This is a genomic window from Streptomyces sp. NPDC050658, assembly GCF_044457025.1.
GTDB lineage: Bacteria > Actinomycetota > Actinomycetes > Streptomycetales > Streptomycetaceae > Streptomyces.
Map to the genome: position 1 here is coordinate 426,350 of NZ_JBITGM010000002.1, position 22,918 is coordinate 449,267.

Consider the following 22,918-nt stretch of genomic DNA (forward strand, 5'->3'; position numbering starts at 1 on the left):
ACCCCACCAAGGAGCCATGGATGCCCGCGCCTGAGCTGACACCTGCGCAGTCAAGCCTGCCCGAGGCCGCCTCTCGTTCCGGGGCGCACGTCCTCGCCGACGCCGCGGCCCGCGCCCGCGACATCACGGCCGCCACCGGCGGTCCACCCGCCGTACCTTCCGTCCCCGCTGTGCCCTCCGTCCCCGCCGTACCTTCCGTCCCCGCTGTGCCGGAACCAAGTGCCGGCCTCCAGCGGATCCTGCGCGGCCCCAGCGGCCTGGGCACGGCGGGCCTGCGCCTGGTCCTTCGGCAGGAACCGCCGACGCCTTCCGAACCGTCGGCCACAGCTACGGCTACGGCTACGGCGGAAGGCAGGCCGATCCCGGGCCTCTACCACCACCCGGTGGCCGAGCCCGACCCGGCGCGGGTCGAAGAAGTCAGCCAAAGGATCAAGTCCTGGGCGCTGGACGAGGTCGCCCTGTACCCCGATGACTGGGAGGAGCAGTTCGACGGCTTCTCCGTGGGCCGTTACATGGTCGGCTGCCATCCGGACGCGCCCACCGTCGACCACCTGATGATCGCCACCCGCTTGATGGTGGCCGAGAACGCGGTGGACGACTGCTACTGCGAGGACCACGGGGGCTCGCCCGTCGGCCTCGGCGAACGCCTTCTGCTGGCGCACACCGCCTTGGACCCCCTGTACACGACGCGCGAGTACCAGCCGGAATGGGCCAAGTCCCTCCACGCGGACGCACCCCGACGCGCGTACCGCTCCGCCATGGAGTACTTCAACCAGGCGGCAAGCCCCTCCCAGACCGACCGGTACCGGCACGACATGGCCCGGCTGCACCTGGGATACCTCGCCGAGGCTGCCTGGGCCCAGGAGGACCGCGTACCGGAGGTGTGGGAGTACCTGGCGATGCGCCAGTTCAACAACTTCCGCCCCTGCCCCACCATCACCGACACCGTCGGCGGGTACGAACTCCCGGCGGACCTGCACGCGCAGCCCGCCATGCAGAAGGTCATCGCGCTCGCGGGGAACGCGACGACCATCGTGAACGACCTCTACTCCTACACCAAGGAACTCGCCGCTCCCGGGCGGCACTTGAACCTGCCCGTCGTGATCGCCGAACGCGAGGGCCTCTCCGACCGGGACGCCTACTTGAAGTCCGTCGAGGTCCACAACGACCTCATGCACGACTTCGAGACCGAAGCCGCGGCCCTGGCCGCCGACTGCCCCGTCCCGCACGTGCAGCGCTTCCTGCGCGGCGTCGCCGCGTGGGTCGACGGAAACCACCACTGGCACCAGACCAACACCTATCGCTACAGCCTGCCCGACTTCTGGTAGAAGAATGGACTCATCTGTGACCAGCAGCACCGAACTCACCGCCACCGAAGCTCCTCTGCGCATCCCCGGCCCGGCGACTCCCTATCAGGGAGACATCGCCCGTTACTGGGACGGGGAGGCCAGGCCCGTGAACCTGCGTCTCGGCGATGTCGACGGTCTCTACCACCACCACTACGGCATCGGCGCCGTCGACCACACCGCGCTCGGCGACCCCGAGAACAGCGAGTACGAGAAGAAGCTGATCGCCGAGCTCCACCGACTGGAGTCGGCGCAGGCCGAGGTCCTCCTGGGGCACCTCGGTGACATCGGCCGCGACGACACCCTGGTGGACGCCGGCTGTGGCCGCGGCGGCTCGATGGTGATGGCGCACCAGCGCTTCGGGTGCAAGGTCGAAGGAGTCACGCTGTCGGCCAAACAGGCCGACTTCGCCAACGGGCGCGCCCGCGAACTCCGCATCCAGGACCACGTCCGCGCCCGCGTCTGCAACATGCTCGCCACGCCCTTCGAGACCGGGCAGGTCGCGGCCTCGTGGAACAACGAGTCCAGCATGTACGTCGACCTGCAGGACCTCTTCGCCGAACACTCCCGCATCCTCGAGGTCGGCGGCCGCTACGTGACCGTTACCGGCTGCTGGAACCCGCGGTACGGCCAGCCCTCGAAGTGGGTCTCCCAGATCAACGCGCACTTCGAGTGCAACATCCACTCACGCCGGGAGTACCTGCGCGCCATGGCCGACAACCGCCTCGTACCGCAGGCCGTCGTCGACCTCACTCCCGACACCCTGCCCTACTGGGAACTGCGGGCAACGTCTTCGCTGGTCACGGGAATCGAGGAGGCGTTCATCAACTCCTACAGGGACGGCTCCTTCCAGTACCTCCTCATCGCAGCCGACCGCGTCTGACGTCCTGATCTCCTGCTGACCGGCAAGGGCCCGCTCCTGACGGAACGGGCCCTTGCCGCATACCCGTCTGCTGAGGCTGTCGGGCAGCGGGGAACACGGGCCAGGACGCTGCCACCGCACTCACCCCAGCCCGCGTGAGAGCCCGGAAAGAGACCTGTTTGTCGACCTTCCATCCCGGAGACCCGGAAACGCGGAGACCCGGAGACCCGGAGCATGGATCGAGGGAGGCCACATGGGACTGATCACTGCGGGCGCGATCGTGCTGGACTGCTCGGAACCTGAAGAACTCGCCCAGTTCTACCTGGAGTTACTCGACGCCGAGCCGTGCCCGGACACTAGCAGCAATCGCACCGACATCGAGACGTCGAGCGGACTGCGCATGGGATTCCGCCGCGATGTCAACGCCACGCCACCCAGCTGGCCCCGGCCCGAGGACTCGCTCCAGGCCCATGTCGACTTCCTCGCCGAAGCCGGTGACCTGGACGAACTCGAACGACACATCGTGACTCTGGGAGGCACACCGATCGAGGCATCCGGCCGCGGCGGTCCCACCGAGGCACGCCTGTACGCAGACCCGGCCGGCCACTCCTTCACCGTCCGCGCGTCACCGAGCCACGGCCCGAAGGCCGACTGAGCGTCGTGGCGACGGATGCCACGCCGGTCAGGCACGTGATGGCCGTGTAGGCGGGACACGCGTGCCGGAGCCGACCACTCATCCCTCAACCCTGAAAGCCACCTCTCCAGGGGAGGTGAGGGCAAATCCCCGCCAGTCAGCGGGGAACGTGCCAGCCGAGTGTCGGGAAAGTCCCGCCGGTCGGCTGGAATCAGCGCCGAGGCCTGTTCCGGCCCGGCCCATCGATCCGACGATCCCCTTGACCGTTACCACCGACGCACCGCCGTCACCTGGACGCTCTCGGAGATCATCTTGATCGGACGTCACCCCATCCTCACCGCCACGGGGACCCTTGCTTCCGCCGCGCTCATAGCCACAGTGGCAGCCGTTCCGTGGGCCACGGCCGGCGAGTCGGCAGCCGTGGCCGCTGCCGACAAAGACCGGGCGACAGCGGCCCGAGGCGTGGCCGTCGCCGCCGACCGCGCCGCCGCGAAGGGCGTGAACTGGAAGGACTGCCCCGAGAGCTGGGGCCTTGCCAGTCCGATCCAGTGCGGCTACGTGACCGTTCCCGTGGACTACGCCCGTCCGGACGGACGCACGATCAAGCTCGCGGTCTCCCGGGCCCTCAGCACGGGGAGCAAGGGCGAGCGTCAGGGCTCGCTCATCTACAATCCCGGCGGGCCCGGCGGCTCCGGCCTGGACTTCCCGACGTACATCACGGGGAAGGACCCGGTCCACGCCAAGGCGGCGACGGCCTACGACTTCGTCGGATTCGACCCCCGCGGGGTCGGCCGCTCCGCACCCATCTCCTGCGCGGACCCGCAGGAGTACGCCAGGACACCGAAGCTCGACCCGGTCCCCGACGGCGAGGCGGACAAGCGGGCGCAGCGCAAGCTCGCCGCCGAGTACGCCGAAGGGTGCGAGGAACGCAGCGGCGGCCTGCTGCCGCACATGAACACCCCGAACACCGCACGGGACCTGGACGTCATACGTGCCGCCCTGGGCGACAAGAAGCTCAACTATCTCGGTGTCTCCTACGGCACCTACCTCGGGGCCGTCTACGCCGAGCTGTTCCCCTCCCACGTACGACGCATGATCTTCGACAGCGTCGTCAATCCCTCGCCCGAGAAGGTCTGGTACCAGGCCAACCTCGACCAGGACGTCGCCTTCCAGGGCCGCTGGATGGACTGGACGAAGTGGGTGGCCGAGCACGACGACGTGTACGGCATCGGCGCCACCCCCGCCAAGGTCCAGGAGCAGTGGGACACGCTGCGCGCGAAGGCGAAGAACGACCCCGTCGGCGGCGTCGTCGGCCCGGCCGAGCTGCTCGGCTTCTTCCAGAAGGCCAGCTACTCCGACGGCGCGTGGGCGCCCGTCGCGGCCGTCTGGTCCGCCTACCTCAAGGGCGACGAGAAGCCCCTCGTCAAGGCTGCGGGCTCCGACCTGTCCGACACGGCGAAGAACAAGGAAGCCGAGAACGGCAACGCCGTCTACACCGCCGTCCAGTGCAACGACGCCAACTGGCCGAAGGACTGGCGGACCTGGGACCGCGACACCACCCGCCTGCACCCCGAGAACCCGTTCCTGACCTGGTCCAACACCTGGATGAACCTGCCCTGTGCCACCTGGCCGCTGAAGCAGCTCCAGCCGGTCGACGTGCGCCCCGGCAGCGCGCTTGCCCCCACGCTCATCGTCCAGTCCGAGCGCGACGCGGCAACCCCCTACGGCGGCGCGGTCGAGCTGCACGAGCGGCTGCGGGGCTCCCGGCTGATCACCGAGAAGGACGCGGGCAACCACGGTGTCACCGGCCTGAAGAACACCTGTGTCAACGAGCGCGTCGACGCCTATCTCCTCAAGGGCGAGACCGGTGCGAAGGACGTGACCTGCGCCCCGCACGCCACGCCCGAACCCGAACAGCCCTGACCATGCCCGCAGCGCACCAGCCGCCCAGCCTCACACCACGGAGACCCATGCGACGCGCCATCAGATGGCTGCTCCCCCTCGCGGTGATCGCCGGTTCCGCCGGACTCGGCGCCACCGGCCCCAACGGGGCGGGAACCGCCTTCGCCGCCGAACCCGGCATCAAGGACCGCCTTCTCGCGATACCCGGAATGAGCCTCATCGAGGAGAAGCCGGTCGACGGCTACCGCTTCTTCCTGCTGAACTACGAACAGCCCGTCGACCACGAGCACCCCGGCAAGGGCACCTTCCAGCAGCGCATATCGGTGCTGCACAAGGACGACGGCCGGCCCACCGTCTTCGAGACCTCGGGCTACGACCTGAACGAGAAGCCGTCCCGCAGTGAGCCGACACGGATGGTGGACGGCAACCAGGTGTCCATGGAGTACCGCTTCTTCACGCCGTCCCGTCCCCGGCCGGCCGACTGGTCAAAGCTGGACATCCGGCAGGCGGCCGCCGACCAGCACCGCGTCTTCAGCGCCCTGCGCCGGATCTACGACCAGAAGTGGATCTCCACCGGCGCCAGCAAGGGGGGTTCGACCGCCACGTACTACAGGCGCTTCTACCCCCACGACATGGACGGCACCGTCTCCTACGTCGCGCCCAACGACGTGGACAAGAAGGAGAATTCCGCCTACTACGACTTCTTCAGGAACGTCGGGACGAAGCAGTGCCGGGACAGGCTCAACGCGGCCCAGCACGAGATCTTCGAGCGGCGCCCGGAGATGGTCACCCGCCTGAAGGCCTGGGCGAAGCAGAAGCAGTACACCTTCCGTCTCGCGGGCAGCGCCGACAAGGCGTTCGAGCTCACCGCGCAGGACGTGGTGTGGGGCTTCTGGCAGTACCACCCGGAGTCCGAGTGCGACACCGTGCCCGGCGCGGACGCCTCCACCGACACGCTGTATGAGTGGGTCAGCAAGATAGGCGACTGGAAGTCCAGCACTGACCAGAGCATGAGCGGTTACGTGCCGTACTACTACCAGGCGGGCACGCAGATGGGCTCCCCCGACTACGAGGAGCCGCTCCTGGACGACGTCCGCAGGCACCCGGGGCTCAATGTCCCGCGCACCTACGTTCCGCGCGACATCCCCATGAAGTACGACGGCGGAAAGGCGATGCGGGACATCGACCGGTGGGTCCGCACCGAGTCCTCGCGGATGCTCTTCGTCAACGGCCAGAACGACCCGTGGCGCGCGGAACCGTTCCGGGTCGGCGCGGGCAGCAAGGACGCCCACGTCTACGTCGCGCCCGGTCAGAACCACGGGGCACAGATCTCCACCCTCGCGCGGGACGACCGCGCGGCGGCGACGAAGTCGCTCCTGAAGTGGGCGGGCGTCGCCGACGAGGCGCGGGGTGAGGCGGGCGGGCCCGGCGCCGCCCCGAAGCCGCTCGCCGGCTACGACGCGAAGCTCGACAAGCACGGCCCGCGGCTCGCGGGCCCGCCTTCGGCCCGCTGACCGCCGAACCGCTGACCGCCGGACCGCTGATTACCGGCCGCTGATGGTCGACCCGCTGGAACTGCCCGTCAGCCGGGCAGTTCCAGCGGTACCTCGGCGCGCACCACGAACCCGCCGTCGGGCGTGGGCCCTGCGGTCAGCCGGCCGCCGAGCAGCGCCGCGCGTTCCCGCAGGCCCAGGATGCCGTGGCCGCCGCACGGGAGGTCGGTCTTGGGCATCCGGCCGCTGGGTGGCCCGTTGCGCACATGGACGTGCAGCGTCTCGGCGCCGATGTCCACCGTCACGGTCGTGGGCGCGCCGGGAGCGTGCTTGCGCACATTGGTGAGCCCCTCCTGCACGGTCCGGTAGACGGTGCGCTCGACCGCCTCGGGCAGGCAACTCTCCCCGGCTTCCTCGCCCTTCATGCGCAGCTCCGCCGCCACGCCGCCGTTCGCGATCAGCTCCGGCAGATCGGCCAGTCTGGGTTGCGGCCGCGACTCGCCGGGGCCGGCTCCGGCGGCCCGGAGCACCAGGATCATGCCGCGCAGCTCCTCCAGAGTGCCGGTCGCCAGCCTCCGCAGCGTGCCCGCCGCCTCCCGCACCTCGGGGTCGCGGGCGGTGACCTCAAGCGCTCCGGCCTGCACGGCCATCAGCCCGGCCTGGTGGGACACCACGTCATGCATCTCGCGGGCGAGCCTGGCGTGCTCGCGGGCGATGATCGTACGTGCGTGCAGCTCACGCTCGTGTTCGCGCACCGTCGCCAGCTCCGCCACCCGCTCCGACAGATCACGCCGGGTCTGGACAAGGAGGCCGATCACGGCAGGCGCGATGCCCAGCAGCAGTGCGTACAGCAGGGACTGCCCCTGCTCGCCGACGGAGCGGTCGAAGAACGACGTGAGCGGCCACGGCACGAAACTGCCGACGACCACGGCGGCGACCGCGAGCTTGACCTGCCGGTCCGGGCGGCGTCGGTGCGCCAGTGTCCCCAGGGCCACGAAGGCGGCGAGCAGGGCCGCGCCCGCGAACAGACCGGGCAGGCACAGCAGCAGGGTCAACCGCGGCAGCAGACGCCGCAGCAGCAGGGCTCCGGCCGCCGCGAAGGACACCGCCGTCTGCCACGCGTGCGGTATCGGCATCCTGAGCCAGACGTCGAGTGCGGCGAGGGCGGCCGCGCACACATCCGCGGGCCAGCCGCGGCTCAGCAGCCGCTCGGCCCTCGTCACCAGGCCTTCCCGCCCAGGTCCGCCAGCAGACCGGCCCGCTCGGCGAGTACGGCCGCCTGCACCCGGTTGCTGACGCCCAGCTTCGTCAGGACCGCGCTGACGTCGTCCTTCGCCGTGGCCACGGAGAACGACATCCGGGCGCCGATCTCCCCGTTCGAAAGTCCCTGCCCCAGATAGGCGAGCACCTGGCGCTCCCGCCCGGACAGCGCGGCGACCGCTTCTGCCGCCGACCGCACCCCTGCCCTGGGCGGACGACCGCCCAGCCGCTTCACGACGGATGGGGACAGGCAGCCGGTGCCGGTCGCCAGCGCGCGAACAGAGCGGATCAGGGTCTTGGGGGCGGTGTCCTTGAGCAGGAATCCACCGGCTCCGAGGGCGAGGGCCTCGGCGAGATACTCATCGGTGTCGAACGTCGTCAGCATCGCGACGTGCGGCGGGTCGGGCAGCGCGCGGATCCGGCGCAGCACGGTGAGACCGTCGACGTCCGGCATCCGGATGTCGAGGAGCACGACGTCGGGCCGGTGCTCCTGCACGGCCGCCACCGCCTGTGCGCCCTCACACGTGGCCACGACGTCGATGTCGTCTTCGCTGCCGAGTATCAGGGTGAGACCGGAACGGATGAGGATCTCGTCGTCGACGACGAGGAGCCGTATGGCAGGGGCGGATTCCGTGGTGGGGGACACGAAGAATTCCTTCGGCTTGGGATCGGCCTCATCGACGGCTGCCGGGCCCGAGGCCAGCGCTTTCACGCAGTGGACACATCCTATGGACGCGGGTGCGTCCGGGAAATGTCTGATCGAACACTTTCCGGTAACTCGATGGCGTTCTGCACCCGTGCCTCCCGTCGGCACAGCACCGGGCGTCGAGGCTCCTCCACCGGCACAGCACCGGGCGACGAGGCTCCTCCACCGGCACACTGGGCAGCAGACACAGCAGTCACTATGATCACCGGCCATACCCGACCCCACCGATGGACTCCCGTGGCTCGATTCCCACTGAGGTGGCAGCCCTGTGAAGATCACCAGTAGTCCGGGCACCCGGCCCCGGCCCGTGGTCTCCTGGGCCCGCGCACGCCTGCACACGCTCGGTGATCTCTGGGGCGGCGGCTCGGCGTCGCAGCGCCATCTCACGTGGCTGAACGAGGCGGGCAGCCGGATCGGCACGACGCTCGACCTGCAGCGGACCGCCCAGGAGTTCGCGGAGTTCACGGTCCCCGGGCTCGCCGACTGCGCGGCCGTCGACCTGCTGGACTCCATCCTGCGCGGCGAGGAGGGCGATCGGTGGACGGACACGCGTCCGCCCGTGCTGCGAGCGATGGCCGTGGCAGGCGTCCCGGACCGGTTGGCCCGCATCGAGCACGACCCGATCGGTGAGATCTCCGGCTTCAGGCCGTCCCTGGCCATGGAGAGCGTCATGCGGCGCGAGCCCGTTCTGGTGCGACGTCTCAAGCCCGCCGACTTCGACCGGATAGCCCCGATCAAACAACGCGCCGATCTGTTCCGCGCCGCGGGGGTCCACAGCTACCTGGCCGTGCCGTTGATCGCGCGCGGCGTGCTGATCGGGCTCTGCGACTGCCTCCGTTTCGACGACCGGCCCCCGTTCACCCCCGCGGACCTCTCGCTCATGCAGGAGCTTGCCGCCAAGGCGGCGGTCTACGTGGACAACGCCCGCCTGTACGAGCGCGAGCGGCAGCGTGTGGTCTCTCTCCAGCGCAGTCTGCTCCCGCGCAAGCTGCCCCAGACTCCGGGCCTTGAGGTGTCGACCTGCTATACGGCTGCCGCCAACACCGCGGGTGTGGGCGGCGATTGGTTCGACGTGATCCCCCTGACCGGCGGGCGCACCGCACTGGTCGTCGGCGATGTCATGGCCCATGGCCAGGACGCCGCGACGGCGATGGGACGACTGCGCGCCGTGGCCCGGACCCTGCTCTCGCTCGACATCGCCCCCGAGCGGGTCCTGGCCCGCCTCGACCTGGCGGCGCGCGATCTGGAGGAGGAACTGGTCGCCACCTGCCTGATCGCGATTCACGACCCCGCCGACGGCAGCTACACCCTGTCCTGTGCCGGACAGCTCCCTCCGCTGCTGATCTCGCCGGACGGCGCCGCCTCGTACGCCGATGTGCCCACCGGGGCTCCGCTGGGCACAGGGGTGATCCCTTACGACCGGCTGATGCTGGCTCCGCCACCGGGAAGCCGCCTGGTCCTGTTCACCGACGGCCTGGTCAAATCCCGTACGCAGTCCATCGATTCCCAGCTGGAACGGCTGCGGCAGGCGGCGGAATCCGCCCATGACGCCGACGCCCTCAACGCCGTGGGACCCGCCTCCGATCCGCGCATAGACGAATCCGCGCTGATCGTCGCGACCGCACGCCACCCCGCTCCGGACGCGGAGCTACGACAGTGGACGCTGCCCGACGACGGCACCGCTCCCGGCATCGCACGCCGCCTGATCCGCGAGACGCTGGACCAGTGGAAACTGAACGACCTGCTCGACACCACCGAACTCGTGGTCAGTGAACTGGTCGGCAACGCGCTGCGCTACGGGCACGGCCCCGGCCGCCTGCGGCTGCTGCGCCACGACCGGCTTGTCACCGAGGTCTCCGACACCGGCCCCGACATGCCGCAGATCCAGCAGACCACCCTCGACGACGAGGGCGGCCGCGGCCTTCAGCTCATCAACATGCTCTGCCGGAGCTGGGGTTCCTGCCGTACCCCCGACGGCAAAGTCGTCTGGGCCGAGCAGGACATCACCGCGCCGCCGGCCATGGATCCGACGGGTCGTTGACGAGGGCGCAGGCGAGGTAGAGGTCGACGCGGTCCCGGGCGTGGGAGAGGTCGCGGCCGGTGAGTTGTTCGATGCGGCCAATGCGGTAGTGCAAGGTGCTGACGTGGATGTGGAGTTCGGCCGCGGTGCTGCGCCAGGCGCCGTTGTGTTCCAGGAAGGCCGTGAGGGTGGGGAGCAGTTCGGCGTTGTGGGTGCGGTCGTAGTCCTCCAGCGGCGCCAGGAGGCGTCGTCGGAAGGTGCGGCGGATCTCGGCCGGGACCCCGGCGAGGAGCAGCAGGTGGGAGTCGAGGTCGCGGGCCGTGACCAGGGCGAGGCGCTGGGGCCGTAGTTCGGCCAGGCGGGCGGCGTGCCGGGCTTCCTCCAGGGCGCGTGCGAGATCTCCGGAGGAAGGTACGGGGCCGCTGAGGCCGAAGGCGATGCGGCCTCCCTTGGCGGTGTCCTCCAGTGCGCCGAGGCGTTCACGGAGCAGGCGGGCGAGGGCAAGGTCGTCGTCGATCTCGTCGATCTCGTCGCCGAGTGTGGCGAGGACGGTGAGGCCCGCGCTGTGGCCCGCGACGACCGTCCGTGCCTTCGGGTCGTGGTCCAGGGCGCTTTCGACCAGGTCTGCGGCGAGGTCCCAGGGGCGCAGGACGCCTCTGCTGGTGGCGGTCAGCACGAGGTACGGACCGTCGGCCGCGAGGCCGGCGGTGCGCAGCCGGGGTTCGAGGGCCGAGGCGGGCGCGCCCGATTCGATCAGTGCGACGAGGTCGGCGAAGAAGTGCTGTTCGGTGCGGCGCCGCTCGTCGCGCCGGGCCCCGCCCAGGGCCAGCAGCTCGGCGGTCTGGGTGGCGGTGTCCAGGTCCTCGTCCGTGACGAGTTCGCCCTCTACGACGAGATGGCCGCCGCCGCTGCCACGCCGCCCGATCGGCAGGACCGTACAGAGGCCGCGGTCGTCCTCGGAGCCGCCGGGGCCCAGGGGCAGTACGGCGGGCAACCGGTCGGCAGCCTGCGCTCCGGCGCTCAGGGCGGCGCGGGCCGGTGGCGGCAGAGAGTCCGAGGGCCCGGCGAGCAGCCGGCCCGCGGTGGACAGGACCCAGCACGCGCGGCCCAGTTCGGTGGCGAGCATCGCGGTGAGCCCGCCCAGGTCGGCGCCGTCGACGAGGGCCTGGACGAGGCGGCGGTGCCGACCGAGGATCTCGCCGAGTTGCAGGCCGCGTTCGCGGTTGATGCGGTCGATGACGCTGCGCGACAACGTGCTGTAGGAGACCTCGGGCGGCGCCGCGAGCAACGGCAGGCCGTGCCGGGCGCAGGCGTCGGTCAGGGCGGCGGGTACCTCGCCGAGCAGGAGATCCCCCGCGACCACGGCGGCCGCACCCCCCGCCACGAGGGAGGCGACGAAGACCTCGCAGTCGGCGGGTTCCCGGTACCAGCCCTCGCTGGTCAGCACGAGCTCGCCGCCGGTCAGGAACGGTTCGGGCGCCAGCAGGTCGGTGGCATAGACCCAGCGCAGCTCATGGCCGAGCGCGTCCGCGTCACCGGTGAGCAGGTCGAGCCGCAGGTCCGGCATGTCCAGCAGATCCGCCACGTTCACGGGCTCGCCCTTCAGTCGATTCCGACGATCGTAGGAGACCTACGCGATTTCCGGCCACGTTTTCACACACTCGTAGCCTGCCTCAGCGCCCATTTCCGCTGGTCTACTTCCACTGCTGCAGCGATTCCACCACCTGTCCGGTGACTCATCCGGACAGCCCGAAATCCGACGATCGATGGAATGGGGCTCTCATGGCCCAGCACGGACGCATCACCCGTACCATCCGCGCCGCCACCGAAGTCGAGACCTCCGGCGTCGCACCGATCCCGGAGTCCGAACGCACCGGAGGCAGTGGTGCCTCGTTCACGCTCTGGTTCAGCTCCAACGTCCAGTTCTCCAGCCTCAGCAGCGGGCTGCTCGCGACCGCCGTCTTCGGCCTCGGCTGGCTGCAGGCACTGGTGGCGATCACTCTCGGCAGTGCGATCGGCGCCGCCGCGATCGGCATCATGTCCACTTTCGGCCCCCGGGCCGGCGTGGGCCTGCTCGTCCAGTCCCGGATACCCCTGGGCCGCTACGGCAGCGCTCTGCCCTCGCTGCTGGTCTTCTTCAAGGCGTGCGCCTGGTTCGCCGTCAACTCGGTGCTCGGCTCCTTCGCTCTGCAGTCCCTGCTCGGCACCGGATTCGGCCTGGCCTTCGCCATCGTGACCGTCAGCCAGGTCGTCATCGCGCTGCTCGGCTACGGCTTCATCCACCTCGTACAGAAGGTCATGGCGATCGTCCTGCCGTTGCTGTTCATCGGCGTATCGATCTACGGCTTCTCCAAGAGCCACCTGGACTCGTCCTTCGACGCGGACAGGGCCGGTTCGCTCGGTTTCGCGGGAGCGTTCGCGCTGACCGTCGCCGTTCAAGCCGCACGATCGCTCAGCTTCTCCTCCTACGCGGCGGACTACACCCGCTACATGCCGAGCGACACGCCACCGGCCAGACTGTTCCGCAACGCCTTCGGCGGGGCGCTGCTCGGCTCGGTGTGGATCGCCGGCCTGGGCGCGGCCATCGGCACGCTCACCTTCGTCGGCACCCCCACCGACCTGGTCAACAACGTCCTGCCGTCCTCGCTCGGCGCGCTGACCATGCTCGCCCTCGGCATCTCGACCATCACCTCCTCCTGTCTGGACTGCTACTCGGGAGCGATGGCCTGGCTGGTGATCGGGGTGAAGACGGCCCGCTGGCAGGCCGTCCTGGTGGTGGGCGCGATCGGCTCCGCGATCGGCTGGGCGGCCGGGCAGGGCAACTACTGGGAGTCCTTCCAGAACTTCCTCATCCTGCTCGGCAACTGGATCGCGCCCTGGATCGCCGTCATGCTCGTCCACCACTACTTCGCCGCAGCCCCCACCACCGGCGAGACGCCCCGCTTCGGCGCGGGTTTCGCCTCCTGGCTGCTCGGCATCGCCGCGGCGATCCCGTTCATGAGCCAGCCCGGCGTCTTCACCGGCCCCCTCGCCGACCAGTACCCGGCCCTTGGCCCCTACGCCGCGGCCGTCGCCTTCGCGACCGCCGGGCTCATCCATCTCCTGCTCATCCGCACCACGCGTACGCGCAGGCCCGTCAACTCCCCCACCAACACTGAGGAGATCCCCGCATGACCACCGTCCAGACCGCAGCCGAGACCGCGTCCGCCACCGACCTCGCGCACCTGCGCACCGCCGTCACCGTCGCCCAGCGCTCCCGTGACGGCGGCAACCACCCCTTCGGCGCCCTCCTGGCCGGCCCCGACGGAGCCGTCCTCCTGGAGGCGGAGAACACCGTCACCACCGAAAGCAACGCCACCGGCCATGCCGAGACCAATCTCGTACGCCTGTCCACTCAGACGTACGACGCGGACTTCCTGCGCACCTGCACCCTGTACACCAGCACCGAGCCGTGCGCGATGTGCTCGGGCGCCATCTACTGGGGCAACATCGGCCGCGTCGTCTACGCCCTCGGCGAGGACGAACTCCTCGCCATGACCGGCGCCAACGACGAGAACCCGACCATGGCCCTGCCTTGCCGCGACGTCTTCAAGGCCGGACAGCGCGACCTCCCGGTGATCGGTCCCGTCGACCTGGCCGAGGCCCGCGACGTCCACGACGGCTTCTGGAACTGATCCTCGCACCGCTCCCAACTCCCCATGAGTGCGCCTGCCCAGGAACTCTGCCGAGCTACCGGGCAGGCGCACTCATGCCGCCGCTCAGGCGCCGATGCGCCGATGCGCCGGCACCCGCTCACCGGGCTCGTGGGTGAGGACGCGGGCCACTGTTTCGGCAGCCGCCCGGTGACCCGGGTCGTCCAGGCCCCGGCCCGCCAGGGCCGTTGTAGTGATGCTCAGCACTGAACTCTGTTGCTGAGTACGGGACTTGGTCGGCAGGGCGGCGCAGGTCGCGGGCACTCCGGCCGCGTTCAGGGCCGCCTGAGGGCCGCGGACGTCACGGAGTCCGCCCCGGTACGGGTCCGTGAGGGACACCAGTACGTGATCCGTCTCGGTGGAACCCGTCAGCACGCGGACCCCGGCATCGGCGACATCGTCCGCAAGGAGCCGGCCCGCGAGAATCCGGGCCGCCCGCAGCGCGCGGGCCTGGCGCTCGCGGAACTCCGGTGTCGCCGCGAACCGGTAGGCGACCGCCCGTGCCGAGGTCCCGTCGTGACAGGGCCCGCCGGGAAGGGCCAGCGCGTCGAGCCATTGCGCGACGTGCGGGTCCCCGGTGAGGACCGTACCGCCGAGCGTCGGGTGGTCCGCCGTCGTGACGACATGGGCGTGCGGCACGGGATTCGGGTGGAGTCCGGCCGCCACCGCCCCTGCGACGTTGGCCATGTCCACCAGGAGCAGCGCGCCGACCTCGTCGGCGATCCGCCGGTAGTGCGCGTAGTCCAGGCGTCGTGGGTACGCCGACCAGCCCGCGACGATCACCTTCGGGCGCCGCAGCCTCGCCAGGCGGTGCGCTTCCTCCATGTCGGGCCGACAGTCCCACGTACGGAGACGGTGCGTGAGCACGGCGGCGCCCGGAGCCAGCAGCGCGGCGAGCGCCGCACCGTAGGACTCCTCCTCGGCCGCCGAAGGCCAGACGGCGGCGTACTCCGCGCCGAACAGTGCCTTGGAGGTGTCGGCAGCCGACGCCGCCGCGAAGTGATCGGTCATGGTGACTCCTTGCGGCTCGGTCAGCATTCGACGATGTTGACGGCGAGGCCGCCTCGGGCGGTCTCCTTGTACTTCACGCTCATGTCGGCGCCGGTCTCCTTCATGGTCTTGATGACCTTGTCGAGGGACACCTTGTGCGAGCCGTCGCCGCGCATCGCCATCTTCGCGGCGGTGACCGCCTTCACGGCCGCCATGCCGTTGCGCTCGATGCACGGGATCTGGACCAGGCCCCCGACCGGGTCGCAGGTCAGGCCCAGGTTGTGCTCCATGCCGATCTCCGCGGCGTTCTCCACCTGCTCCGGCGAGCCGCCCAGCACCTCGGCCAGCGCGCCCGCGGCCATCGAGCAGGCCGAGCCGACCTCGCCCTGACAGCCGACCTCGGCACCCGAGATCGAGGCGTTCTCCTTGAAGAGCATGCCGATCGCTCCGGCGGCGAGCAGGAAGCGGACCACGCCCTCCTCGTCCGCGCCGGGCACGAAGTTCATGTAGTAGTGCAGGACCGCCGGGATGATGCCCGCCGCGCCGTTCGTCGGGGCGGTCACCACCCGGCCGCCCGCCGCGTTCTCCTCGTTCACCGCCATCGCGTACAGCGTGATCCACTCCATGGCCAGGGCCTGGGGGTCGCCCTCGGAGCGCAGCTTGCGGGCCGAGTTGGCGGCGCGGCGGCGGACCTTCAGGCCGCCGGGCAGGATGCCCTCGCGGGACATGCCGCGCGACACGCAGGCCTGCATGACGCCCCAGATGTCGAGGAGGCCCGCGCGGATCTCGTCCTCGGTGCGCCAGGCCTTCTCGTTCTCCAGCATCAGCGCGGAGATCGACAGGCCCGTCTCGCGCGTCAGCCGCAGCAGCTCGTCACCCGTGCGGAAGGGGTGCTTGAGCGCGGTGTCGTCCAGCGTGATCGGGTTCTCGCCGGCCACCCCGTCTTGATCAAGCACAGTCTCGTCGACGACGAAGCCGCCGCCCACCGAGTAGTACGTCTTCTCCAACAGCAGCGCGCCCTCACGGTCGTACGCGAAGATCGTCATGCCGTTGGCGTGGTACGGCAGGGCCTTGCGCCGGTGCAGGACCAGATCCGCGTCGAAATCGAAGTCGATCTCGTGCATGCCCAGCAGGTTGATCCGGCCCGATGTCTTGATCTCCTCGACCCGGTCGTCCGCCTTCTCCACGTCCACCGAACGCGGCGACTCGCCCTCCAGACCCAGCAGCACCGCCTTGGGGGTGCCGTGACCGTGGCCGGTCGCGCCCAGCGAACCGAACAGCTCGGACCGTATCGACATCGTGTGGGCCATCAGGCCGTCCTGTTTCAGACGGCCCGCGAACATCCGGGCCGCGCGCATCGGCCCGACGGTGTGCGAACTTGACGGACCGATGCCGATCGAGAACAGGTCGAACACGGAGATGGCCACGGAGGCTCCCTCGGAGAACGGAGAACGGAGAACGGAGATGCGGGGTGTCGGGGACGGCAACCGGCCTGTGCCGGGCCCGTGTTCAACGCAGGACCACCGTGTGGTTGCCGTTGAGCAGGACGCGGCGCTCGCTGTGCCACTGCACGGCTCGCGCGAGCACCTGGGCCTCGACGTCCCTGCCGACCCGTACCAGCTCGTCCGGGGTATGCGCGTGGTCCACGCGGACCACGTCCTGCTCGATGATCGGGCCCTCGTCCAGGTCCGGGGTGACGTAGTGCGCCGTCGCGCCGATCAGCTTCACCCCGCGCCGGTGGGCCTGGTGGTAGGGCTTGGCGCCCTTGAAGCTCGGCAGGAAGGAGTGGTGGATGTTGATGGCCCGGCCCGCGAGCCGTTCGCACAGGTCACCGGAGAGGATCTGCATATAGCGGGCGAGGACCACCAGTTCGACGCCGAGTACGTCGACCAGTTCCAGCAGCCGTGCCTCGGCCTCCGGCTTGTTCTCCTTGGTGACCGGGATGTGGTGGAAGGGGATGCCATGGCTCTCCGCCAGCGGCCCCAGGTCCCGATGGTTGGAGACGACGGCCGGGATCTCGATGTTCAGGGCGCCCGAACTTGCCCTGAAGAGCAGGTCGTTGAGGCAGTGGCCGTACTGCGACACCAGGAGCAGGGTGCGGGTCGGCGTCGCGGCGGCACACAGCCGCCAGGAGATCCGGAAGACCTCCGCGATCGGTCCGAAGCCGGAGCACAGTTCGTCGAGCCCGGGGCCCGCGTCGGGGACGGAGAAGCGCACCCGCATGAAGTAGCGGCCCTGCGACCTGTCGTCGAAGTGCTGGTTCTCCAGAATGTCGCCGCCCAGCCTGGCGACGAATCCGCTCACCGCGTGCACCAGACCCATCCGGTCGGGGCACGAGAGGCTGAGGACGAACTCCGGGCGCTGCGGCTGCCGAAGCGGCGGCGATGTGTTTCGGTTCTTCTGGTTCACCGGTGTCATTCGCTTCATCTGGTTCACCGGTCCTGCCAGTCGTGCCGGGTCCGCTTCTCGACCGCCTGCTGGTAGAGGCGTCCGGCACGGTAGGAGGAGCGGACGAGCGGGCCGGACATGACTCCGGAGAAGCCGATCTGTTCGGCCTCCTCCTTCAGCTCCACGAACTCGGCGGGCTTGGCCCAGCGCTCCACGGGGTGGTGGCGCGGGGTGGGGCGCAGGTACTGGGTGATCGTGATGAGCTCGCAGCCCGCGTCGTGCAGGGCGTGCAGCGCCTCGCTGATCTCCTCGCGCTCCTCGCCCATGCCCAGGATGAGGTTGGACTTGGTGACCAGACCGGCCTCGCGGGCCTTGGTGATGACCTCGAGGGAGCGCTCGAAGCGGAAGCCGGGACGGATCCGCTTGAAGATCCGCGGCACCGTCTCCACGTTGTGCCCCAGGACCTCGGGGCGCGAGGAGAACACCTCGGCCAGCTGGTCGGGCTCGGCGTTGAAGTCGGGGATCAGCAGCTCGACCTTGGTCTGGCCCTCCGCGCGCTCCGCGGTCATGGCGTGGATCTGGCGCACGGTCTCCGCGTACAGCCAGGCGCCGCCGTCCGCCAGGTCGTCGCGGGCGACGCCGGTGATGGTGGCGTAGTTCAGGTCCATCGTGACGACGGACTCGCCCACGCGGCGCGGCTCGTCACGGTCCAGGGCCTGCGGCTTGCCCGTGTCGATCTGGCAGAAGTCGCAGCGCCTGGTGCACTGGTCGCCGCCGATGAGGAAGGTGGCCTCGCGGTCTTCCCAGCACTCGTAGATGTTGGGACAGCCCGCCTCCTGGCAGACCGTGTGCAGGCCCTCGCTCTTCACGAGGTTCTGCATCTTGGTGTACTCGGGGCCCATTTTCGCCCGGGTCTTGATCCACTCGGGCTTGCGCTCGATGGGGGTCTGGGCGTTCCGGACCTCCAGGCGCAGCATCTTGCGTCCGTCGGGTGCGACCGCGGACGGTGCGCTGTTGCCGCTCATCCGGTGAGCGCGGCGTAGGCCGCGGGGTCGAGGAGTTCCGGCGTACCGGTGATGCGCATCCGGAACAGCCAGCCTTCGCCGAACGGGTCGGCGTTGACCAGGCCGGGGTCGGCGATCGCGGCCTCGTTGACCTCGACGACCTCGCCGTCCGCGGGGGCGAACAGGTCGCTGACGGACTTGGTCGACTCGATCTCCCCACAGGTGTCGCCTGCCGTGATCTTCGTGCCGACGGCGGGCAGGTCTAGGTAGACGACGTCGCCGAGGGCGTCGGCCGCGTGGGAGGTGACACCGACGGTCGACAGGTCGCCGTCGGTCGCGATCCACTCGTGGTCGCTGGTGTACATCAGGTCGGTGGGCAGGCTCATCTTGTGCGCTCTTTCCTTGGTACGAGCTTGGGTACGAGGGGTCTACTGGTGTCCGGAGTCAGGACTCGAACGACTCCGGCGGCGGACAGGCGCAGACCAGGTTCCGGTCCCCGTGCGCCTGGTCGATGCGCCCGACCGGCGGCCAGTACTTGTCGGGGGTGACGCCTCCGGGGAAGACGGCGCGCTCCCGGTCGTAGGGGCGGTCCCATTCGCCGGTGAGCGCGGCGGCGGTGTGCGGCGCCCGGCGCAGCGGGCTCTCCTCGATGCTCCAGGTGCCGCTCTCCACCAGGTCGATCTCCGCGCGGATCGCGATCATCGCGTCGCAGAAGCGGTCGAGTTCCCGCAGGTCCTCGCTCTCCGTCGGCTCGACCATCAGCGTGCCGGCGACCGGGAAGCTCATCGTCGGCGCGTGGAAACCGTGGTCGACGAGCCGCTTGGCCACGTCGTCCACCGTGACCCCGGTGCGCTGGGTGAGCGGGCGCAGGTCGAGGATGCACTCGTGTGCGACGAGGCCCGCTTCACCCGCGTACAGAACGGGGAAGTGCGGTTCGAGCCTGCGGGCCACGTAGTTGGCGCTCAGGACGGCCGTCCAGGTGGCCTCGGTCAGGCCCTGGGCACCCATCATCCGGATGTACGCCCACGGGATCGGCAGGATGCCCGCGCTGCCGAACGGCGCGGCGCTCACCGAGCCGATGCCCGCTCGGCGCCCCGCGTCGGGGTGCAGCGGGTGGGTGGGCAGGTACGGCGCCAGGTGCGCGGCGACCGCGACCGGGCCGACGCCGGGACCACCGCCGCCGTGCGGGATGCAGAACGTCTTGTGCAGGTTGAGGTGCGAGACGTCGCCGCCGAACTCGCCGGGCTTGGCGACGCCGAGCAGCGCGTTGAGGTTGGCGCCGTCGACGTACACCTGCCCGCCGTGCTCGTGCACCAGCTCGCACAGCCGCGTGATGCTCTCCTCGTACACGCCGTGCGTCGAGGGGTACGTCACCATGATCGCGGCCAGCTCTTCGGTGTGCCGCTCGCACTTGGCCCTGAGGTCGTCGAGGTCGACGGTGCCGTCGGGCCGCGATGCCACGACGACGACCCGCATGCCCGCCATGACGGCGGAGGCCGCGTTGGTGCCGTGCGCGCTCGCCGGGATCAGGCACACGTCGCGCGCCGCACCGCCGTTGTCCCGGTGGTAGGCGCGGATCGCGAGCAGTCCTGCGAGTTCGCCCTGAGATCCGGCGTTCGGCTGGATGGAGACCTTGGCGTATCCGGTGACCTCGGCCAGCCACGTCTCCAACTGCTCGACCAGGGCCAGGTATCCGGCCGCGTCCGACGCGGGCGCGAAGGGGTGCAGGTCCGCGAAGCCGGGCCAGCTGACCGGCTCCATCTCCGTGGTGGCGTTGAGCTTCATCGTGCAGGAGCCGAGCGGGATCATGCCGCGGTCGAGGGCGAAGTCACGGTCGGAGAGGCGGCGCAGATAGCGCAGCATCGCGGTCTCGGAGCGGTGGTGGTGGAAGACCGGGTGGGTCAGGAAGGGGGAGGTGCGGTGCAGTCCGGCGGGGAGCGCGTCCGGGGTGCCGCCCGCCAAGTCGCGTCCAGGGGTGCCGAGTTCCGGAGTGTCGCCCGAGGTGCCGAGATCCAGGTCGTCGCCGCGTATGCCGAACGCGTCGAGCACGAGCCGGACATGCTCATCGGTCGTCGCCTCCGAGCAGGAGACCCCGACGTGGTCGGCGTCCACGAGCCGCAGCCGCAGTCCCTTGTCGTGCGCGTCGGCGACGACCCGCTCGGCACCGCCGGGCACCCGTGCGAGGACGGTGTCGAAGAACGCGCCGTGCACGACGGTGGTGCCGCCCGCCCGCAGGCCGTCGGCGACGCGCGCGGCGTGGCGGTGCGTGCGGCGGGCGATCTCGGTCAGGCCTTCCGGGCCGTGGTGGACGGCGTACATGGATGCGACGACGGCGAGCAGCACCTGGGCGGTGCAGATGTTGCTGGTCGCCTTGTCGCGGCGGATGTGCTGCTCGCGGGTCTGCAGGGCGAGGCGGTACGCCGGACGGCCCGCGTCGTCCACGGACACGCCCACGAGGCGGCCGGGCAGATGGCGTTCGAGTCCCTCCCGGACCGCGATGTATCCGGCGTGCGGACCTCCGTAGAACAGCGGGACGCCGAAGCGCTGCGACGAACCCACGGCGATGTCGGCACCGAACTCGCCGGGCGGCACGAGCAGGGTGAGCGCGAGCAGGTCGGCGGTCACGGTGACCAACGCGCCGCGGGCCCGTGCCGCCGCGGTCACCTCGCGCAGGTCGCGGACGGCGCCCGAGCAGCCGGGATAGGACAGGACCACGCCGAAGAACTCGCCCTCGGGCAGCGGTTCGGCGCTGTCGATCTCCACGACCTCGACGCCCGCGGCGGCCGCACGCGTGCGCAGTACGTCGAGGGTCTGCGGCAGGGTGTCGCGGTCGACGAGGACGCGCGACCCGCCCTTCCGGCCCGCGACGCGGCGCATGACGGTGACGGCCTCCGCGACCGCCGTGCCCTCGTCGAGCAGCGAGGCGTTGGCGGTCGGCAGTCCGGTGAGGTCGCCGATCAGGGTCTGGAAGTTGAGCAGCGCCTCCAACCGGCCCTGGCTGATCTCCGGTTGGTACGGCGTGTAGGCGGTGTACCAGGCGGGGTCCTCAAGGACGTTGCGCCGGATCACCGCGGGCGTGATCGTCGCGTGGTAGCCGAGGCCGATCATGGGGACGGCGACGGTGTTCCGGGCCGCGAGCCCTAGCAGTTCGGCGCGTGCCTCGGCCTCCGTGGCGGCGGGCGGCAGGTCCGGCTCGGTGGTGCTGCGGATGCCGTGCGGGACGGCGGCGTCCATGAGTTCGGCCAGGGTCGGGTAGCCGACTTCGGCGAGCATCTTGGCGCGGTCGGCTTCGCTGACGCCGATGTGACGGGCGGCGAACTCACCGGGCGTGGCGCTGGACTTGTACGTGCCGGACGCGGCGGACCGGGGTGCGGTCATGTCGGGAGGCTCCCTGCTGGGGTGGCGCCGCGCGCGGCGCCAAGGATGGGTGACCTCCCCGCTCTGTCATATGGCCTGAGAGCTTCACCGCGCGCTGCTGGCGCGGCTTGCACCGTGGGCGAGACGCCGAAACAGCGTCTGCTTTCCAGAGTTGCCTCACCGAAGCGGTCATGGGGCCTGAGAGTTTCCGGGGAAGGTTGCTCCTTCGGCGCCACGTCCCTTGCGAAGGTTCGCAGAGGGCGTGGGCTCTCCCGCTTCGGTTCCAGCGGCGTGATTCAGGAGTTGTGAGAAGTGCGGAGGGTGCGGGAAATACGGCGATTGCGAGAAGTACGGAGAGTGCGGCAGACCATGGAGGCTTCCTCGAGGGTCGAGCACGGAACGGACGCCCGTGCGGTCGAGTGTGCCTCCCCCTCTGTCATTGGCCTGAGAGCTTCACCGCGCGCTGCTGGGCGCGGCTTGCACCGTGGGCGAGACGCCAGAGCAGCGTCTGCTTTCCAGAGTCCGCCTGCGCCGTGCGGTAGGGATGCCTGAGAGTTTCCGGGGAGGATTTGCTCCTTCGGCGCCACGTTCCCCTTCGGGGACATGAGCTCTCCCGCACAGAATCGTCAGCGGAATTTTTTCGGTTGTGCGCTTCTTCGCCACGCAACGTACGGGCAGGTTGAAGCATCCGTCAAGTGCCCGCCCCCGAGGTACTCCTGGCACGCACACCCCTCGGGGGTGTGGCCGTTGAGCTGCGCAAACGTCGATTCGGGGCGGGCGACACCGACGTACTCCCGAGTAGTGGCGAATGATCGCTGCCATCCCTTGACCGCTCACGGAAAGGGGGCCTAGCCTCACGGCGATTGCCGTTCACCCCGCAGCGGGAGAGCACCGGGTCAGCCAGCCCCGGGCGCCGAAGGAGCAACACCTCCCCGGAAACTCTCAGGCATCCCTACCGCTCGGGCAGGCAACTCTGGAAAGCAGACGCTCCGGCGTCTCGCCCACGGTGCAAGCCGCCTGTCGCGCGGTGAAGCTCTCAGGCCAATGACAGAGGGGGAGGCTCACTCGGCCCGCACGGGTGTCCGTTCCGTGCTCGATCCGCGAGGAGCCTCCGTTGGCTGTTCCGCCACCCCACCTCTGGCCGCCTTCCGCCTGTCGGCGTCCCGGCTGACCCTCGGTCTTCCACCGGCTTCCCGCCGGTCCCGGCTCTCAGCCGGCCCGGCCCCCCTCCTCGTGGGCACGTCGGCCCCGTCCGTACCGGTCC

The 22,918-nt window shown here is 70.1% G+C and carries 17 protein-coding genes and 4 riboswitches; of the genes, 8 read left to right on the forward strand and 9 right to left on the reverse strand.

The genetic code is table 11. The annotated features are described in order from the left end of the window. Positions 1 to 20: 20 nt before the first annotated feature. The 5 genes from ACIBKX_RS08845 (at position 21) to ACIBKX_RS08865 (ending at position 6,258) form a co-directional block, all read left to right on the forward strand. Positions 21 to 1,328: a family 2 encapsulin nanocompartment cargo protein terpene cyclase gene (locus ACIBKX_RS08845; RefSeq protein ID WP_363276969.1), complete on the forward strand. Its 1,308-nt coding sequence runs from the start codon at positions 21 to 23 to the stop codon at positions 1,326 to 1,328. 4 nt (positions 1,329 to 1,332) lie between these two features. Continuing rightward, positions 1,333 to 2,229, forward strand: coding sequence for a geranyl diphosphate 2-C-methyltransferase (locus tag ACIBKX_RS08850; RefSeq protein ID WP_363276968.1), 897 nt, complete (start codon positions 1,333 to 1,335; stop codon positions 2,227 to 2,229). Positions 2,230 to 2,461: 232 nt separating this feature from the next. Continuing rightward, entirely contained in the window at positions 2,462 to 2,863 is a 402-nt protein-coding gene (locus ACIBKX_RS08855; protein ID WP_363276967.1) for a VOC family protein, read from the forward strand. A gap of 294 nt (positions 2,864 to 3,157) precedes the next feature. Continuing rightward, entirely contained in the window at positions 3,158 to 4,765 is a 1,608-nt protein-coding gene (locus ACIBKX_RS08860; RefSeq protein ID WP_363277019.1) for an alpha/beta hydrolase, read from the forward strand. Between the two features lie 47 nt (positions 4,766 to 4,812). Continuing rightward, complete coding sequence (locus ACIBKX_RS08865) at positions 4,813 to 6,258, forward strand: S28 family serine protease (protein ID WP_363276966.1); 1,446 nt, start codon at positions 4,813 to 4,815, stop codon at positions 6,256 to 6,258. Positions 6,259 to 6,326: 68 nt separating this feature from the next. On the opposite strand, the gene ACIBKX_RS08870 is transcribed toward ACIBKX_RS08865, so the two are convergent. Together ACIBKX_RS08870 and ACIBKX_RS08875 are read right to left on the reverse strand one after the other, a co-directional pair. Continuing rightward, positions 6,327 to 7,460, reverse strand: a complete 1,134-nt coding sequence (locus ACIBKX_RS08870; RefSeq protein ID WP_363276965.1) for a histidine kinase — start codon at positions 7,458 to 7,460, stop codon at positions 6,327 to 6,329. Next, positions 7,457 to 8,143, reverse strand: a complete 687-nt coding sequence (locus tag ACIBKX_RS08875) for a response regulator transcription factor (protein ID WP_363276964.1) — start codon at positions 8,141 to 8,143, stop codon at positions 7,457 to 7,459. The genes ACIBKX_RS08870 and ACIBKX_RS08875 overlap by 4 nt, the downstream gene beginning before the upstream one ends. Before the next feature lie 391 nt (positions 8,144 to 8,534). On the opposite strand from ACIBKX_RS08875, the gene ACIBKX_RS08880 reads away from it, so the two are divergent. Next, entirely contained in the window at positions 8,535 to 10,244 is a 1,710-nt protein-coding gene (locus ACIBKX_RS08880) for a SpoIIE family protein phosphatase (RefSeq protein WP_363277018.1), read from the forward strand. Here ACIBKX_RS08880 and ACIBKX_RS08885 read toward each other — a convergent pair. Then, on the reverse strand, positions 10,207 to 11,814 hold the full coding sequence (locus tag ACIBKX_RS08885) for a helix-turn-helix domain-containing protein (protein ID WP_363276962.1): 1,608 nt from the start codon (positions 11,812 to 11,814) through the stop codon (positions 10,207 to 10,209). The two genes, ACIBKX_RS08880 and ACIBKX_RS08885, sit on opposite strands and share 38 nt — an antisense overlap. Before the next feature lie 191 nt (positions 11,815 to 12,005). On the opposite strand from ACIBKX_RS08885, the gene ACIBKX_RS08890 reads away from it, so the two are divergent. Together ACIBKX_RS08890 and ACIBKX_RS08895 are read left to right on the forward strand one after the other, a co-directional pair. Next, entirely contained in the window at positions 12,006 to 13,397 is a 1,392-nt protein-coding gene (locus ACIBKX_RS08890) for a cytosine permease (protein WP_363276961.1), read from the forward strand. Beyond that, positions 13,394 to 13,897 (forward strand): nucleoside deaminase, encoded by a 504-nt coding sequence (locus tag ACIBKX_RS08895; RefSeq protein WP_363276959.1) that lies wholly within the window; start codon positions 13,394 to 13,396, stop codon positions 13,895 to 13,897. The genes ACIBKX_RS08890 and ACIBKX_RS08895 overlap by 4 nt, the downstream gene beginning before the upstream one ends. A gap of 84 nt (positions 13,898 to 13,981) precedes the next feature. Here the strand turns inward: ACIBKX_RS08895 and ACIBKX_RS08900 are convergent, their stop codons facing one another. The 6 genes from ACIBKX_RS08900 to gcvP form a co-directional block, all read right to left on the reverse strand. Then, on the reverse strand, positions 13,982 to 14,926 hold the full coding sequence (locus ACIBKX_RS08900; RefSeq protein ID WP_363276957.1) for a hypothetical protein: 945 nt from the start codon (positions 14,924 to 14,926) through the stop codon (positions 13,982 to 13,984). Between the two features lie 20 nt (positions 14,927 to 14,946). Continuing rightward, the gene (locus ACIBKX_RS08905) at positions 14,947 to 16,332 is read right to left on the reverse strand and encodes an L-serine ammonia-lyase (RefSeq protein ID WP_399375695.1); all 1,386 of its coding nucleotides are present in this window, start codon (positions 16,330 to 16,332) and stop codon (positions 14,947 to 14,949) included. An 82-nt stretch (positions 16,333 to 16,414) separates the two neighbouring features. Then, positions 16,415 to 17,323 (reverse strand): formyltetrahydrofolate deformylase, encoded by a 909-nt coding sequence (gene purU / locus ACIBKX_RS08910; RefSeq protein WP_399375734.1) that lies wholly within the window; start codon positions 17,321 to 17,323, stop codon positions 16,415 to 16,417. Between the two features lie 14 nt (positions 17,324 to 17,337). After that, on the reverse strand, positions 17,338 to 18,318 hold the full coding sequence (locus ACIBKX_RS08915) for a lipoyl synthase (RefSeq protein WP_399375697.1): 981 nt from the start codon (positions 18,316 to 18,318) through the stop codon (positions 17,338 to 17,340). Next, entirely contained in the window at positions 18,315 to 18,683 is a 369-nt protein-coding gene (gene gcvH / locus ACIBKX_RS08920; protein ID WP_363271185.1) for a glycine cleavage system protein GcvH, read from the reverse strand. Before gcvH ends, ACIBKX_RS08915 begins: the two co-directional genes overlap by 4 nt. A 58-nt stretch (positions 18,684 to 18,741) precedes the next feature. After that, a complete protein-coding gene (gene gcvP / locus ACIBKX_RS08925; protein WP_363271186.1) occupies positions 18,742 to 21,675 on the reverse strand; it encodes an aminomethyl-transferring glycine dehydrogenase in 2,934 nt (977 codons plus the stop codon). Between the two features lie 155 nt (positions 21,676 to 21,830). Beyond that, positions 21,831 to 21,939: riboswitch (glycine riboswitch) on the reverse strand. Between the two features lie 241 nt (positions 21,940 to 22,180). Next, a riboswitch (glycine riboswitch) is annotated at positions 22,181 to 22,280 on the reverse strand. A 244-nt stretch (positions 22,281 to 22,524) separates the two neighbouring features. Then, positions 22,525 to 22,622, forward strand: a riboswitch (glycine riboswitch). After that, positions 22,623 to 22,712: riboswitch (glycine riboswitch) on the forward strand. It begins immediately after the preceding riboswitch. Positions 22,713 to 22,918 lie beyond the last annotated feature (206 nt).